Raw genomic sequence first — 15035 nt, forward strand, 5'->3', positions numbered from 1 at the left:
GCCGTCCCCTTGTCATTCGATATTCTGGATCTGCTCCCGAATCTTTTCGATTTCGCTCTTGATATCCACCACGATACGCGCCATGTCCACATCGTTCGCCTTGGAGCCGATGGTATTGGCCTCGCGGTTCATCTCCTGCACCAGAAAATCCAGCTTGCGGCCGACGGGCTGTGTCTCGCGCAGCATGCCGTCCAGCTGGTGCAGATGACTGCGCAGGCGGACGGTTTCCTCATCCACCGCAGTCTTATCCGCATAGAGCGCCGCCTCTGTCACAATGCGGGTCTCGTCGATACTGGTGTCGGCCAGTACTTCCTTCATACGGGCAAGCAGCTTTTCGCGGTATTCGCGCACCCGCTCGGGCGAGCGTTTTTCCACTTCGCCAACCAGCTTTTCAATCGCCGCGCAGCGGGAACGCACATCCTCCGCCAGCTTTTCCCCTTCGCGCTCGCGCATCTGATCAAAACCGTTGCAAGCCGTCTCAAACACAGCGGTCACATCGCGAATCATTTCGTCCGCATCCTGTTCAATACGCTCCGAACCGAGCACGTCGGGCATTTTGGCAAGGCTCATAACGGTCACGTCATCCCGCAGACCGCAGGCCTCCCCCAGTTCGCGCAGCGCAGTCAGATACCGCGCTGCCAGCGCATGGTTGACGGTAACGGCAACATCGCCGCCCTCCTGTACCTCAACCGCAACATATACCTCCACTTTGCCGCGCGCAATGCGGGCGGCGGCAGCCTTTTTAACGGCGTCCTCCAGAAAGCCATACTGACGCGGTGCTTTTACCGTGCAGTCCAGGTACCGGTGATTGACCGCGCGCAGTTCAACGGTAATCGTCCTGCCGCTCAGTTGTTCCTTGGCTCGGCCGTAGCCGGTCATGCTCTTCATATATATTTCCCCTTTTTAATCGGGCGGCAGTCTTCTGCGCAGCGCAGCAATCAGCCGCGACAGCCCGACGTCATAAAATTCAAACGCAATATTGGCGGCAATCCAGAGCAGCGCCAGCCGGATCAGTCCCATGCCTGCAAACTGCGGAAACAGCCCAGCCTTTGCCAGCACTGCCAGCACCGCCAGCAGCACGTTAAAATACGCCAGTTTGACATACCGCTGCACATGACGCGGTATCCGGCTTTCAATCCCGTATTTTAAAATCGGATACACGCCGAACAGGCCGATATAGCCGGCCGCAACGCTTTTGCGCGGCACAATCAGCGCCGCAAGCAGCGCCGCAGCCAGATAAAGCAGCACCGCATGCCGCACCCTGCCGCGCCGCAGCAGCGGCACAGCGGAGAAAACGCCTGCCGCCGCGCAGCAGGCAAGGCCCATCCAGGGAGAAGCACCGCCGATATATAACAATGCAACCGCGGCGGCAGCCAGCATGCCGCCGCGCGCGATGTCCTTCGCATTCACGTCAGCATCCGCCTCCGCAGCAAGCATTCAGACAGCAGTTGCATACCGCCATCTGCAAGCAGAAATCACACATACTGGCCTCAGCCATCGGCCGGTAACCGCCGTATCCGCCGGACATATTCAGGTTGTTGAGCGCCGTGCGGTATTCGCTGTTCGACGGGTCCATCTGGCAGGCCTGCGTATAGGCGCGTCCGGCTTCGTCATACCATCCCTTGCGATAGTATACCGTACCCATCAGGTAAAACCACTCCGCATCCCGTGCGCCTGCGCGCTGCAAAAGTGCCTCTGCCATGCCCAGATTGCCCTGATTAATCGCCTGCCGCACCTGGCTGTACAGCGCCGCATTTGCGCCCGTATAGGTGCGCTGCTGCGAAGAGTACCCGCCGTACTGCTGCCGCGCGCCCGCACCCGCGGCGCCCTGTCCGCGGCCCGAGCGCTCATTCATAATCATATCGTAGGCCTCGTTGATTTCCTTCATCCGGGCCTCTGCCAGATCCGCGAGCGGGTTGTTGATATAATTATCCGGATGATATTTCCGCGCCAGCTCACGGTATGCGCGCTTCACGTCGTCATCATTTGTCTGCGGCGTGACGCCCAGCACCTTATAGGGATCCATGTTTACCCCATCCTCCGTTCCTCTGGTATGTTCCATCCAGCACCTGCAGGGTGACAAGCGGCATACCTAAAAAAATAATATTGCGGATCAGATCCGCATCCCGCTGCGCATCCAGCAGGTCAAACGCCATACAGACGTCGGCCAGAGAGCGTTCCAGTGTACGCTCCAGCGGTTTTCTTATCTCTGTCAAATCCGGTGCGCGCAGCGCATACCGGCGCACAACCGGATTATAATTACCGTCTTCCATATCCTCTGCCACGTCAGCCGCAGCATCCAGCAGATACAGCCAGCGGCCGATCTGGTAAAACATCTGCCGCAGCACCCGCTCGCGGCTGTCTCCCGTGCGGGGCACAACGGCGGCGGTCAGCCGCGCCGAAGCATCTGCCGGACGGTCCATGGAATCACAGTTTTCCCGTTCGAGCGCCTGCAGGTCGTCAAGCGCCGCAACCATTTCTGCGTCCGCCTCCGGCTGCCGTGCCCGCGCCCGCTCATACCCGCGCCGGCCGGCTCTGCACGCCAGCCTTGCCAGCAGGCGTTTGACGCCTTTTTCGTCCTGCACGCTGTCCCTGAATTTATGATAGGTCAGCAATACGCTCACATCGGCCGCAAGTTCAAGCGCTTCCTCCGTCTGCGCGCACTCCCGCCGGGTCAGCGGATGCGCGTCGCACCGTTTTTTGCAGGGCGGCGGCGTATCCTGCCGTCCGCACCCTGCCACCAATGCGAAAAAGGTCATATCATAGCTCAAAAACAGCGTATAAAATCGGCCGTACCGCGCGCGGATGGCATGACACAGGCCGCAGTATACCTGCTGAAACCGATCCGCTTCCTTGACGCGCAGCTCAGGTTTGACCGGCCGGATAAACCCAAACATTGCAAATCCCTTTCGCGCCGCAGCAGAACTTGCGGCTTTTTATCATTTCCGCAGGCGCAGCAGACCGCGCCCGCAGTTCCAATCAATATATTCTACCGAACTTTTCTCAATAAGACAAGATGTTTGCAGACAAAAGCCGCAAAAATTCACAAAAAATTCAGAGCTTTCTTGTGATTTCAAACGGAATCTCATTTCTCTGTTTCATCCGGCGGCTGTACAAAATCGCGCCGATGATGCCTGCGGCAAACAAGATACCGCCGCAAAGCGCACTCACCCCTGCGCCTGCATGCGCCAGACCGGCCGCCGCATAACCGATGAAAAACAGCGCTACCGGCAGCAGATACACCAGCACCGCATAGCCGAGCACCTGCCCTGTTCCGCCTTCGATCAATACGCGCTCACCCACCTGCGCCCCTGCGCTGTTGCGCGCGGTCACACGCAGCGTCTGCGTCTCCAGTCCGCCGCAGCCGCCGCACTTGGCGCAGTCATGTCCGCAGGCCGAGCGGCGCGTTACCTCAATCTCTGCCATGCCGTCCGGCAGCAGTTTTTTTATCGTTCCCTGTTGGGTCATTGTTTTGTCTCACCTTTCCATTATGAATCGCTTATAGAACGGAGAAGGAGGGAGCGGCCTAAAGCGGCGCATTTCATCCGCGCGGCGCGCGGTTCAGGAATGCTCCATTCTGCCGTTTCAATTCTCCGTTTATTCCAATATTGGCGCATATTCCTCCATAATACGGTAAGCCGCACGGATGCCGTCCACCGCTGCGGACATGATGCCGCCCGCATAGCCTGCACCCTCGCCGCAGGGGATCAGCCCCGCGCCCGAGAGGGAAAACAGGTCGTCCCCGCGCGTCATCCGCACCGGAGAGGAGGTGCGCGTTTCCGGGCCGGTCAGCAGCGCGTCCGCCGCGTCAAAGCCGCGGATTTTTCTGCCGAAATACGGCAGGCTGTCCCGCAGCATCGCCTGCGCAAAGGCAGGCAGGCTGGCCGCCGCCTCCCCGTACCGCACGCCGACCGGATAGCTCGGCTGAATCTTACCCGCGCGCACGGTCGCCCGTCCCGCCAGAAAATCCCCTACGCGCTGGCAGGGGGCACGGTACGAGCCGGTCTGCGCAAAGGCCGCGCGCTCGATCTGCCGCTGCAGCGCCACGCCGCCGAACGGCGTACCATCCGCAAAATCCACGGGATCGACCGAAACCGCCAGCGCGGCGTTGGCATTTTTGCCGTTCCGCGCGTGATAGCTCATGCCGTTGGTCACAACGGTGTTTTCCTCGCTCTGTGCCGCGACCACCACGCCGCCCGGGCACATGCAGAAGGAATAGCAGGCCCGTCCCCCCGCGCGGCGGGACAGGTTGTACTCCGCCGGCGGCAGCAGCGGATGCCCGGCATATTTTCCGTACAGCGCACGGTCCAGCTCGCTTTGCAGGTGCTCGATCCGCACGCCGACCGAAAACGCCTTTGGCTCAAAGTATACCCCGTTTTGATGCAGCACTGCAAAGGTATCCCGCGCGGAATGTCCGATCGCGGCCACCGCCCGCTCGCACGGAATGGCGTCACCGTCCGCCTGCACCGCGCGCAGCACGCCGTTTTGCAGCGTCACCCCTGTCAGGGCGGTGCGGAAGCGCACCTCACCGCCGTTTTGGATAATCGCGCACCGCATCGCACGCACCACGTTTTTGAGAATATCCGTTCCCACATGGGGCTTGGCTTTTTTCACAATATCGGACGGCGCACCGTGCGCGGCCAGCGTTTGCAGAACGGTGTCGCACAGCGGGTCGCCGATGCGGGTGGTGAGCTTGCCGTCCGAATACGCGCCTGCGCCGCCTTCCCCGAACTGGATGTTGCAGTCCGTGTCCAGCGCGCCGCCCGACCAGAACGCATCGACCGCGCGGTCGCGTTCCTCCAGCGCGCCGCCGCGTTCAAGCACAAGCGGAGCGTAGCCGTATTGCGCCAGCGTATAGGCGGCAAACAGCCCCGCCGGCCCCAGCCCAATCACCACCGGCCGGTGTTCCAGATGTTTTCTTCCCTGCGGCACCGCAGGCTTTTCATTCGGTTTATAACGCACGAAGGGCATTTGCAGGGTTTCTGCAAATGCCTTTTCGTCCCACGGCGCATCCAGGCGCACCGTATATACGCGAGAGATGTGTCCGCGCCGCGCGTCCACGCTGACGCGGCACACCGCCGCCTGTATCTCCTCCGACCGCAGGCCGGTCAGGCGCCGTGCTTCTGCCAGCGCCTCCTCTTCCGGCTGGTCAAACGGCAGCCGGATATTGCTTACCATAATGCTCACGCAGCGTCTCCGCCTTCCTCGGGCAGCGCCGCATCCGGCTGCTCAATATGCTGTCCGCCATCCGGCAGAACACCGTCTGCCTGGTCGTTCAGCGTAATTTCCAGCATCACCTGCACATCCTGCTCCACCAGCGACACACCGTCCGGCAGATTGGATGCCACCACGACGCCGCGCACCATATGCGCGCCCTCGCCCAGCGCCGCCGAATCAAAGGTAATGCCGATGGTCAGACCGCTCTCATCCACTTCATCCAACGCGCTGGCGCTGCCGCGCAGTTCCACCGGAAGGCTCTGTGCCGCTACCGCCGCAGTATAGGGGCTTTGTTCCGCCGTATCATTCAGCGCAATTTTGGACACCTCAACCGTTCGCGTCTCAATGCCGTCTATCGTCACTGTCACCTTGGCGGTCGTCGGCTGGCCTTCGTCCAGCCGGACGCCGTCCGGCAGCGGAATTTCCATTTCGATCGGCACGCCCGTGCGGACGCTGTCCAGATTCAGCTCGCCCAGGTCAATTTCCTTCATGCCGGCGATAACATTCGGGTCGCCGATCACCTTAACGCTGTCCGGCTCAATGCTGACCTCGGTCTCTTCCTCGGTCACGCTGCCGCCGCCCCGCAGGGTAACGCTCAGCGGAATGGTTTCAATCGGATAAATCGGCAGCCGGACCTTGATGCGTTCGGTCAGACAGGTCACATGCGCGCCGGTAATCGGTTCGCCCGCGCCGTTGTACAGCGTAATGGGGCACTCTTCCGTTACGGTTGCGGTTTTTCCATCTGCGCTGATGACTGCATAGGCATAAACCGTCTCCTCCAGTTCGGACACCGGCCCCTGTACCGTCACTTTATTGGCCGTCACCGGCTCCGGCCTGCCCGCTCTGAACCCCTCTGCCGGGCTGCCCACAGCCTCTACCCGAACAGGCACGTTCATGGTCGTCATCTTATCCACACGCACATGTATGGTGCGGGGCGTCACATTGGTCACTTCCACGCCCGCGCGCTGGACGGAAACCAGCGGCTTCAGGTCATATTCGCCCGCTTCTGTGCAGCCCGAAATATCCAGTTCCGCCGTAATGCGGTTTTGCAGCTCCGACGGTGTAATGGAATTGCGCGGGCCGCTGACATGTACCGTCACCGTATTCATATCCATTTCAATCAGCGACAGGCCATATTCTTCCAACAATTCGTCCTGCCCCGTCACATTGACGGTGATGCCGCTGAAAATCGCCGCGCGGGTCGGATTTTCCTCTCCCATCACGATGGCCCACAGCACAAACGCCAGCGCAAGCGACAGCAGCCGCAGCCAGATATCATGCTTTGTGATAAACTGCTTCACTTGCCCGCGCCTCCCTTCCAAATGTTGCGGAGCGCGGCCAGGCGGCTCTTTTCCAGCTTGGCGTCGTCAATCAGCTCGGCCTCCAGCACCTTTTGCAGCACCTCGGCCGACAGATGCCGCTTGAGCATGCCGCCGATAGCGACGGAAATCGCGCCCGTCTCCTCGGACACCACAACCAGCACGCTGTCTGACGTTTCGCTCATGCCGACCGCCGCACGGTGGCGCGTGCCAAGATCGCGCGACAGGTTCTGGCTGCCCGAAAGCGGCAGCACACAGCCGGCGGCGTGCACCCGTCCTTCGCGCATAATCATCGCCCCGTCATGCAGCGGACTGTTTTTGAAAAAGATGTTTTTGATCAGTTCCGGCGTGGCCACTGCATCCACCTTGGTGCCGGTTGCAACAATCTCACCCAGGCGTTCACGGTGCTCAAACACAATCAGCGCGCCGGTTCTGGTGCGGGACATGTCGGCGCAGGCAGAAACCGTCGCATCAATCGCCTCCTGCACCATATCCGGATCACCCGCAGAACTGAACAGCCGGCTCAGGTTGCCTTTGCCCACCTGTTCCAGCAGACGGCGCAGCTCGGGCTGAAACACAATAACCAGGAAGAACGGCGCATAGGTGAACACCGCCCGCAAAATAAAGCTGATGGTGGACAGTTGCAGTGCCGTTGTCAGCAGGAAAGCCGCAGCAAGCACAATGATGCCCTTGACCAGCCGTTCTGCGCTGGTATCCTTCAGCAGTTTCATCAGGCGATATATGATATAGGCAACGAGCAGAATATCCACTACGTCGGCAAATGATATAATGGTCAGACTTCTGAGTCCGGAGACAAGTTCGCTCCATCGAATGTTGAAAAAATCTGTAGACAGCAGCCGCTGTAATTGCTCCATAATCCGACCGTTTCCCTCCATTTCCTTTTCCATGGCGCGCAAAACACGCGCGGCAAACTTCCAAACATTAATATATTACCACAAAAAGGCCGGGCTGTATAGCGCCCCCTCGCGTTTTCACAATTTTTTTACCAATTGCTTCAGCATCTCTGCTGTCTGTTCCAGCTGAAGCGCCGTTGAATAAAACGAAAGCGAAAAACGAACCGTTCCTGTCTGCTCGGTTCCCGCCGTGCGGTGCGCCAGCGGCGCGCAGTGCAGGCCCGCCCGAACCGCAATCTGCCGCCGCGCCAGTTCTTCTGCAAGCGTCTCGCACGGAATGCCCGCGGCGCGCAGCGACAGCACCCCCGTCTGCATTGGATGACCAAAGCATTCCAGCCGCTGTTCCTGCTCCAGCGCGCGCGCAAACTCCCGTATCAGCGCACGTTCGTGCGCCAGAATTTCCGCAGGGCCGATTGCGCGCACAAATGCAATACCTGCCGCCAAACCGGCAGCGCCCGGCACATTCGGCGTGCCGCTTTCCAGCGCGTCAGGCAGGAAATCCGGCTGCTGCATCTGCTCGGACAGACTGCCGGTTCCGCCTGCCAGCAGCGGATGCTGCGCAAGCCGGTCGTCCAGCGCCAACAGCAGCCCTGTACCCTGCGGGCCGTACAGCCCCTTATGTCCAGGCATGCACACGGCTGCAAGGCAGGGATATCGCCGCACGTCAATATCCAGTATACCGGCCGACTGCGAAGCATCCAGAATCAGCGGAACGCCCTTCTCCTGCAGCAGATCGGCCATTTCGTTCAGCGGTGCGGCAAAGCCGAACACATTGGACACATGGTTCAGGATAAACAGCTCTGCTCCCGCCTCTATCGCTTCCGCCGCCCGCCGCACCATCGCCTGCGCGTCCCACAGCGGCGTATCCAGCACATCTGCCTGCACGCCGCGCAGCCGCAGCGGCCGCATCACCGCATTATGCTCATATCCGCTCACCGCCACACGCATTCCCGGCCGCGTCAGCGCATGGATCGCCAGATTGAGCGCATGCGTCGCATTCAGCGTCAGCACCACGCGCGCGGGGTCATCCAGTCCGAACAGCAGCGCCGCCTGCTCCCTGCAATCGTAAACCGCCTCTCCGGCCCGCAGCGCCGCCGCATGCCCGCCGCGGGCATACCCTCCCGCCTTGCGCATCGCCTGATATACTGCCTGTTCCACAGCCCGCGGCTTGTGTAGCGTGGTGGCCGCATTATCCAGATAAATCATATGCCGCCTCCCGTCTCCTCCAGCACACGGCACGGCGAAATGCCTGCCAGCCGCAGCTGGCGCAGTGCTTCTCCGCTTTGTCCCGCGTGAACGCGCACCGCCCAGCCGCAGGATTCTGTCCGCAGACGGCGCGGCGGCTGCGTTACCTCGCTGTGTATGCCCATCCGCTTTAAGTGATGATACACGCCAACCGCCTCTGTCTGGCTGCGGCATATCAAAAGGGTGTGTTGTCCCATATCGATCTCCTCCTGTTTTTCGGTCTGTTCTCATGTTATGTTGAAAAACCTGTCAAAGTGTGGTATGCTGAACCAAATAAACTATCTATCACACGGGAGTGAACCATATGGAGCTTTCCACCCTTTCTTTGCGCGTCCGCGCGCTGTCCGTGTTGCGCGGCCTGCTTTCCAACCCGCTTGTTGCCGCCTATGCCGGCGCGCTGCAGGCGCTTTCTCTGGACCCTGCCAGTTTTGCTGACCGCTACGGCACACTCTGCGCCACCCTGTTTGCCTGCGGCAATCCTTCGCGCACCGTGCTGGACGCCGTCCATTTTGATGTCAACCCGATGACCGACACCATTGATGCGCCCGCCCCCACGCTGCTTTATGCCGCTACGCACGATATTGAAGTGTTAAACGCGCTGCTCGCGCTGGACGGCGCTTCCCTGAAAAACGCTGCCGCAGCCGCCCTCGGCGCTCCTGCGCTGCGCACGCTTCCCGATTTTCCCGCCGCCGAGCCGCTGCCCTTTGCGGACGGCGCCGCCCTTGCCGGTTACTACCGCGCCGAAGGCTACGGTTTTTTTGCGCAGTCCTCGGCCTTTGCCATGCAGGATGACGGAACCACCGTTCCCGTCCTCCATCCGGACGGCGTCCGCCTGCACGATCTTCCCGGTTATGCGCGCCAGAAGGAGCAGATTCTGCGCAACACCCGCGCTTTCCTTGCCGGACGCGACGCCAACAACATCCTGCTTTACGGCGATAAGGGAACCGGCAAATCCTCAACCGTCAAGGCCGTGGTCAACGAATACGCGGACCGCGGGCTGAAGATCATCGAAATGTCCCCCCGGCATATCACCTGTTTTCCGCATTTGTTTGCAGAAACCCTGCGTTCTCCCTTCCATTTCATCGTTTTTCTGGATGATCTGTCCTTCAGCCGCGAGGACGATAACTTTGCGGCACTCAAGGCCTTTATCGAGGGCGGCCTTGCCGGCAAGCCGGAAAATCTGGTCATCTATGCCACCAGCAACCGCCGTCACCTGATCCGCGAAAGCATGGCTGACCGGCAGGGAGACGATGTGCGCGTACGCGATACGCTGGAAACCGTAACCTCTCTGTCCGACCGGTTCGGGCTGGAAATCACTTTCTCTGTGCCGGACAAGGACGAATACCTGTACATCGTTGAGCAGCTTGCCGCAGAAAGCGGCATCGACCTGCCGCGCGACCAGCTGCACCTGCTGGCCGAACGTTTTGCGCTGCGCCGCAACGGACGTTCGCCGCGCACTGCGCGGCAGTTCATCAGCCAGCAGCTTGCCGACCAGTACGAAAAATAACCGCACAGTCTTTATACACAGTTTTGTTACAAAAAAAGAGCTTCCCCCTATGGGGAAGCTCTTTTTCGCTATTTTACCAGCCGAAGAAGTAAGAGAACGGGTCCCGTCCGCCATAAGGCGAACTGCCGCTGCTCTGACCGCCGGACGGCTGCGCATTGGGGTCGTCGCCCTCCAGATCATGCTCGTCAGTCAGGGTTACCGTTACGTTGATCGACTTGTTGACCGACATGCGGTAAACCGTCAGCGTCAGCTTATCGCCCGCCTTCTTGTTTTCCTTGACTTCGTTTACCTCGTTCATCGTCGGCGTCGGCGTACCGTCTACCGCGGTAATAATATCGCCTACCTGCAGACCTTCTGTTGCCGCCTTGGTGCGGGAGTCAATCGAATAAATCTGCACACCGCGGATGCTGCCGTCGGCAGACTCCACATTTTTGCCCGTGATGCCGATACTCGGCCGGCCGGTAATGTAGCCGTTCTGCAGCAGCTCGTCAACAATGGTCTTGGTGGTGTTAATCGGAATGGCAAAGCCAAGGCCCTCGTACGAAGTACCGCCAAAACCGCTGCTGGACAGCTTGGCGGAGGTAATGCCGACAACCTGACCGAACTTGTTGATGAGTGCGCCGCCCGAGTTGCCGGGGTTAATCGAAGCATCGGTCTGAATAAGCGTCATCACGCGATCGTCAATCGTAATATCACGATTGATGGCCGAGATGCGGCCGCCGGTAATCGTGTTGGCCAGTTCAACGCCGCCGGGCGAACCAATCGCATACGCATATTCACCAGGCTGCAATTCGTCCGAATTGCCAAACTCTGCTGCGGTCAGTTTTTCATCCGTCTGCACCTTGAGCACGGCGAGATCGGTCTTTTCATCGGTGCCGACGATTGTCGCCGGAAGCTGCGTGCCATCGCTGAGCTGCACGGTCACATTGTCCACCCGCGCACCGCTGCCTTCATCGTTTACGACAACGTGATTGTTGGTAATCACATAGCCGTCTTCCGACATAATAACGCCCGAGCCGCTGCCGCCCGTACCGTCATTATTCATCGCAAGGACAGAAACAATGGACGGGCTGACTTTTTTATAAATCTCTTCACCGGCCAGGCCGTTAACCACATCATAATTATCCGGGTCCAGTTCCGGCGTCTGAGAAAGCTGCATGGTGGGCAGTTCGCCCGAGTCCGCCTGCTCATTGTCTTCCGGCGCGCTGCCGTCCGAGGAAAACGCATGGCCCAGCGCTGCGCCGCCCGCAAACAACAGGCAGGCCACCGCCACGCTGCAAAGCGCGATTACCACGCCCTTGCCATGCGGCCTTTTCTTTTTCGGCGGCTGCGGCGCACCGTTTTCGTCCTGCGGGTTATACTGTTGCCCTGCCGGCTGCTGCGGCGCCTGATACGCCGGATGCTGCACCGGCGTCTGATACGGAGTGCGCGGCTCTTCCTGTGCAAACTGCCCCTGCGCGGGCTGCGGCTCCGCCGCCTGCGTATTCTGCGGCTGCTGCATCGTATTCTGCGGCTGCTGCATCGTATTCTGCTGTTCTGCCATCGGCTGCTGTGGAACCATATTGTCATCGCCATGCGAAGACGGCGTGTAGTTGTTGTTGAAGTCGTCCATGATGATGGCCTCCTTATCAATTTTGTGATTTTATTTTATCTGCGCAATGTGACGTTTTGTTGAAAGCAATATGAACATTTCTTGAACTTGCCGTTTTCGTCAAAAAAGCGGTCTGCAATTCCTCCAGCCGTCGAGAACGCCCCATCCGGTGCAACCGGATGGGGCGTTCTGGCGGTTTCCCGCGCAAAACCGGCAATCAGGCCTGCGGTTTGCTGCCTGCAAGCTGCGGCGGCGCAAGCGGCAGCGTGAAGGAGAACTCCGTCTCGCCGCCGTCCGAGCGGACTGCAATTTCACCGCCGTGCAGATTAATGATATTTTTGACAATATATAATCCCAATCCCGCGCCTGTTTTATCCATTGAACGCGACTTATCCGCCTTATAAAAACGGTCAAACACATGCGGCAGGTCCTCTTCCGAAATTCCCGTGCCGGTGTTGCTGATGGAAAACATGCAGAATTGTCCCTTCGGGTGCGCGCGCAGGCTCAAAACCCCGCCTGTATCAATAAACTTCACCGCATTATCCACCAGGTTGTACACCACCCGATACAGGTGGTCCCGGTCGCCCATCACCATCAGGCGGTCATCGATTTCACAATCAACCGTCAGTTCGCGCTTTTCAATCTTCTGCTCAAAGGACAGCAAAATCTGTGCGGTCATTTCCGAGAAGTCAAAGGGTGCGGGCGCCAGCAGCAGTTCACCCGACTGAATTTTGGCCGCATCCAGCATCCGTCCCACCATGCGGGACAGACGGCGGCTCTCTTCCGCGATAATATGCAGGTATTTGTCATACTGCTCAGGCGGGATGGTGCCGTCGATCATGCCGTCCACAAAGCCGCCGATTGCGGTCATCGGGGTTTTAAATTCATGGCTGACATTGGAAATAAATCCGCGCGTCAGCTCTTCCAGCTGATCCAGATCGCGCGCCATATTATTAAAGGAAGCCGCCAGCTCGTCAATCTCATAGCAGCGGTTATCCTCCGGCACACGCACAGAGAAGTTGCCGGCGGCAAACTCCTTGGCTGCCGCTGCAATCGTGCCCAGCGGGCGCGTCATATGCTGCGAGATGATAAAGGACAAAATCAGCGCCACCACCAGTGTGACCAGCAGAATCAGCATAAGCATCTGCGTGGAATGACGGATGGTGCCTGCCACCGAGGTATCCTGGGTGGAAACAAAGACCATTGCCGTCATTTCTCCGTCATCATTGCGTACGGCGGTGCCGACCGCATAACTGGAAGCCTCTGTAAAGACCCCCATTGTGCCCACTTCGGCATACCGGCCAGTCTGGCGCACCTGCCGCGCCGCTTCGGGCGCGATGATATACCCGGGCTGCGTTGCCATTCTGCCATCCGGACCGGCAAGGAACAAAACCACACCCTGTTCATCCGTCACAAGCACGGTAATCTGGTCCTCTTCCGCCATCCGGGAAACTGCCAGCATGTAAAACTGCTGAAACGCCTCAGAATTGTTCTCTTTCATCAGCTTGGTCTGTTCGGCAAGGCTGCCGACCGTCGTGTGCAGTTCCGCCTGCTTGGCCGCAAGCGCGTAGCCGCTCATCTGATAGTAAAACACGCCGCAGGCAATGGTAAAGGCACATACAATCAGAATCACATGCGAAACATAGTTTTTAAAAAAGAAGCTGCGTCTGCCCATCGCTTACTCCTTTGTCTCAAATTTATAGCCGACGCCCCATACGGTTTTCAGTTCCCATTTATCAGAAACCCCTTCCAGCTTTTCGCGCAGGCGTTTTACATGTACGTCCACCGTGCGGGTATCGCCAAAGTAATCAAATCCCCACACGTCGTCCAGAAGCTGCGCGCGGGTGAACACCCTGTTGGGGCTGGACGCCAGATAATACAGCAGTTCAATCTCCTTGGGCGGCGCGTCAACGCGCTTGCCGCCGATCACCAGGTCATACGCCTGCTTGTCGATCGTCAGGTTGTCAAACGAGATCTTTTCCAACTGGTCGTCGGGCGCCATGCGCCGGAACACGGCGCGCACACGCGCAATGACCTCCGGCATTTCCAGCGGCTTGACGATATAGTCGTCCGCTCCCATTTCCAAGCCGGAAACGCGGTCCGCCGTTTCGCCCTTTGCGGTCAGCATGATAATCGGCACGTCGCTGGTCTGACGGATTTCCTTGCAGACCGCCCAGCCGTCCATCACCGGCATCATCACATCCAGCAGCAGCATATCCGGCCGTTCCGCTTTCCAGAGCTTGATGCCTTCCACGCCGTTCTCTGCCTCAATTACCGTATAGCCTTCCCGCTCCAGATACAGGCGCAATAATTCGCGGATATTGGCCTCGTCTTCCACAATCAGTATTTTCTTTGCCATGGTTGTCCCCTGCTTTCCATAGTATGTAACCATTATACCGCCTTTTTGCGCAAAAAGCATTAACGATTTGTAAAAGCGCGGCAGATTTGCGTCCGGCAGCCGGATATGCTATACTGAACGCATCAAATGAAAAAGGAAGAGTTCCATGTCTACAACCGTCCCCATGCATATCATCGCGCGTCTGCGCAGCGATTTTCCAACCAAATTCGGCATTCCGCGCCAGAGCGGCCTTGCCGAAACACGGGCGCGTATTGTTTTTGAGCCGCCTTACCGAAACGCCGATGCGCTGCGGGATATAGAGGGTTTTTCCCATCTCTGGCTCATCTGGCAGTTTTCCGAAGCTGTGCGCGAGGGCTGGTCGCCCACGGTGCGCCCGCCCAAGCTGGGCGGAAACCGCCGCGCAGGCGTATTTGCCACACGTTCGCCTTTCCGGCCGAACGCCGTCGGCCTGTCCTCCGTGCGGCTGGACCGCGTTGACCTGCATACGCCTGACGGCCCCGTGCTGTATGTTTTGGGCGCCGATCTGATGGACGGCACCCCCATTTTCGATATCAAACCGTATCTGCCCTACACAGACTGCCATCCCGACGCGACAGGCGGATTTGCCCTGCAAAACCGTGAGGGCGTGCTGCGCGTCAACTGTCCGCCCGCACTGCTCGGCCGGCTGCCCGCAGACCGGCAAAGCGCCCTGCTTTCTCTGCTTGCGCAGGACCCCCGGCCGGGCTACCAGCACGAGCGCGACCGCGTCTACGGCTTCCCCTTTGCCGGTTTTGAAATCCGCTTCACCGTAGACGACCCGATGCTCACCGTCACCGATATCGAGCCGCTTCCTTAAAAATACAACACCGCATCGTCCCCTCTGTCATCACACAAAAAAGCAGGA

At 59.2% G+C, this 15035-nt stretch carries 15 protein-coding genes; 2 read left to right on the plus strand and 13 right to left on the minus strand.

The window, feature by feature from the left end:
• Window positions 1-12 precede the first annotated feature (12 nt).
• From ACOYIE_RS00135 to ACOYIE_RS00180, 10 genes are all read right to left on the minus strand, one after another.
• Window positions 13-888, minus strand: a complete 876-nt coding sequence (locus tag ACOYIE_RS00135; protein ID WP_433409722.1) for a YicC/YloC family endoribonuclease — start codon at window positions 886-888, stop codon at window positions 13-15.
• A 15-nt stretch (window positions 889-903) separates the two neighbouring features.
• Window positions 904-1410, minus strand: a complete 507-nt coding sequence (locus tag ACOYIE_RS00140) for a hypothetical protein (protein WP_433409723.1) — start codon at window positions 1408-1410, stop codon at window positions 904-906.
• Between the two features lies 1 nt (window position 1411).
• Window positions 1412-2026 (minus strand): J domain-containing protein, encoded by a 615-nt coding sequence (locus ACOYIE_RS00145; RefSeq protein WP_433409725.1) that lies wholly within the window; start codon window positions 2024-2026, stop codon window positions 1412-1414.
• Window positions 2013-2897, minus strand: coding sequence for a DUF5685 family protein (locus ACOYIE_RS00150; RefSeq protein WP_433409727.1), 885 nt, complete (start codon window positions 2895-2897; stop codon window positions 2013-2015). The genes ACOYIE_RS00145 and ACOYIE_RS00150 overlap by 14 nt, the downstream gene beginning before the upstream one ends.
• A gap of 157 nt (window positions 2898-3054) precedes the next feature.
• Complete coding sequence (locus tag ACOYIE_RS00155; RefSeq protein ID WP_433409729.1) at window positions 3055-3468, minus strand: SoxR reducing system RseC family protein; 414 nt, start codon at window positions 3466-3468, stop codon at window positions 3055-3057.
• Window positions 3469-3597: 129 nt separating this feature from the next.
• Entirely contained in the window at window positions 3598-5178 is a 1581-nt protein-coding gene (locus ACOYIE_RS00160) for an NAD(P)/FAD-dependent oxidoreductase (RefSeq protein WP_433409787.1), read from the minus strand.
• Between the two features lie 5 nt (window positions 5179-5183).
• Window positions 5184-6518 (minus strand): CdaR family protein, encoded by a 1335-nt coding sequence (locus ACOYIE_RS00165; protein ID WP_433409730.1) that lies wholly within the window; start codon window positions 6516-6518, stop codon window positions 5184-5186.
• Window positions 6515-7411: a diadenylate cyclase CdaA gene (cdaA, locus tag ACOYIE_RS00170; RefSeq protein ID WP_433409732.1), complete on the minus strand. Its 897-nt coding sequence runs from the start codon at window positions 7409-7411 to the stop codon at window positions 6515-6517. The genes ACOYIE_RS00165 and cdaA overlap by 4 nt, the downstream gene beginning before the upstream one ends.
• A gap of 117 nt (window positions 7412-7528) precedes the next feature.
• Complete coding sequence (locus tag ACOYIE_RS00175) at window positions 7529-8656, minus strand: aminotransferase class V-fold PLP-dependent enzyme (RefSeq protein ID WP_433409734.1); 1128 nt, start codon at window positions 8654-8656, stop codon at window positions 7529-7531.
• A complete protein-coding gene (locus ACOYIE_RS00180; protein ID WP_433409736.1) occupies window positions 8653-8892 on the minus strand; it encodes a putative Se/S carrier-like protein in 240 nt (79 codons plus the stop codon). The genes ACOYIE_RS00175 and ACOYIE_RS00180 overlap by 4 nt, the downstream gene beginning before the upstream one ends.
• A 107-nt stretch (window positions 8893-8999) precedes the next feature.
• Here ACOYIE_RS00180 and ACOYIE_RS00185 point away from each other — a divergent pair, with 107 nt between their 5' ends.
• On the plus strand, window positions 9000-10202 hold the full coding sequence (locus tag ACOYIE_RS00185; RefSeq protein ID WP_433409737.1) for an ATP-binding protein: 1203 nt from the start codon (window positions 9000-9002) through the stop codon (window positions 10200-10202).
• Window positions 10203-10275: 73 nt separating this feature from the next.
• Here the strand turns inward: ACOYIE_RS00185 and ACOYIE_RS00190 are convergent, their stop codons facing one another.
• The 3 genes from ACOYIE_RS00190 to ACOYIE_RS00200 form a co-directional block, all read right to left on the minus strand.
• Window positions 10276-11814, minus strand: coding sequence for a trypsin-like peptidase domain-containing protein (locus ACOYIE_RS00190; RefSeq protein ID WP_433409739.1), 1539 nt, complete (start codon window positions 11812-11814; stop codon window positions 10276-10278).
• A gap of 196 nt (window positions 11815-12010) precedes the next feature.
• Entirely contained in the window at window positions 12011-13426 is a 1416-nt protein-coding gene (locus tag ACOYIE_RS00195; protein ID WP_433409740.1) for an ATP-binding protein, read from the minus strand.
• Between the two features lie 45 nt (window positions 13427-13471).
• Window positions 13472-14152, minus strand: a complete 681-nt coding sequence (locus ACOYIE_RS00200) for a response regulator transcription factor (protein ID WP_433409741.1) — start codon at window positions 14150-14152, stop codon at window positions 13472-13474.
• Between the two features lie 145 nt (window positions 14153-14297).
• On the opposite strand from ACOYIE_RS00200, the gene tsaA reads away from it, so the two are divergent.
• On the plus strand, window positions 14298-14987 hold the full coding sequence (tsaA, locus tag ACOYIE_RS00205) for a tRNA (N6-threonylcarbamoyladenosine(37)-N6)-methyltransferase TrmO (protein WP_433409743.1): 690 nt from the start codon (window positions 14298-14300) through the stop codon (window positions 14985-14987).
• Window positions 14988-15035 lie beyond the last annotated feature (48 nt).

The organism is Agathobaculum sp. (assembly GCF_050946325.1).
In the GTDB taxonomy this organism is placed as follows: Bacteria; Bacillota; Clostridia; order Oscillospirales; family Butyricicoccaceae; genus Agathobaculum.

What these genes read in the sequence shown, in the direction of transcription:
- ACOYIE_RS00180 (WP_433409736.1), bottom strand. Translation starts at nt 8,892, where the DNA reads ATGGGACAACACACCCTTTTGATATGCCGCAGCCAGACAGAGGCGGTT.
- ACOYIE_RS00135 (WP_433409722.1), bottom strand. Translation starts at nt 888, where the DNA reads ATGAAGAGCATGACCGGCTACGGCCGAGCCAAGGAACAACTGAGCGGC.
- ACOYIE_RS00175 (WP_433409734.1), bottom strand. Translation starts at nt 8,656, where the DNA reads ATGATTTATCTGGATAATGCGGCCACCACGCTACACAAGCCGCGGGCT.
- tsaA (WP_433409743.1), top strand. Translation starts at nt 14,298, where the DNA reads ATGTCTACAACCGTCCCCATGCATATCATCGCGCGTCTGCGCAGCGAT.
- ACOYIE_RS00150 (WP_433409727.1), bottom strand. Translation starts at nt 2,897, where the DNA reads ATGTTTGGGTTTATCCGGCCGGTCAAACCTGAGCTGCGCGTCAAGGAA.
- ACOYIE_RS00160 (WP_433409787.1), bottom strand. Translation starts at nt 5,178, where the DNA reads ATGGTAAGCAATATCCGGCTGCCGTTTGACCAGCCGGAAGAGGAGGCG.
- ACOYIE_RS00145 (WP_433409725.1), bottom strand. Translation starts at nt 2,026, where the DNA reads ATGGATCCCTATAAGGTGCTGGGCGTCACGCCGCAGACAAATGATGAC.
- ACOYIE_RS00200 (WP_433409741.1), bottom strand. Translation starts at nt 14,152, where the DNA reads ATGGCAAAGAAAATACTGATTGTGGAAGACGAGGCCAATATCCGCGAA.
- ACOYIE_RS00185 (WP_433409737.1), top strand. Translation starts at nt 9,000, where the DNA reads ATGGAGCTTTCCACCCTTTCTTTGCGCGTCCGCGCGCTGTCCGTGTTG.
- ACOYIE_RS00155 (WP_433409729.1), bottom strand. Translation starts at nt 3,468, where the DNA reads ATGACCCAACAGGGAACGATAAAAAAACTGCTGCCGGACGGCATGGCA.
- cdaA (WP_433409732.1), bottom strand. Translation starts at nt 7,411, where the DNA reads ATGGAGCAATTACAGCGGCTGCTGTCTACAGATTTTTTCAACATTCGA.
- ACOYIE_RS00190 (WP_433409739.1), bottom strand. Translation starts at nt 11,814, where the DNA reads ATGGACGACTTCAACAACAACTACACGCCGTCTTCGCATGGCGATGAC.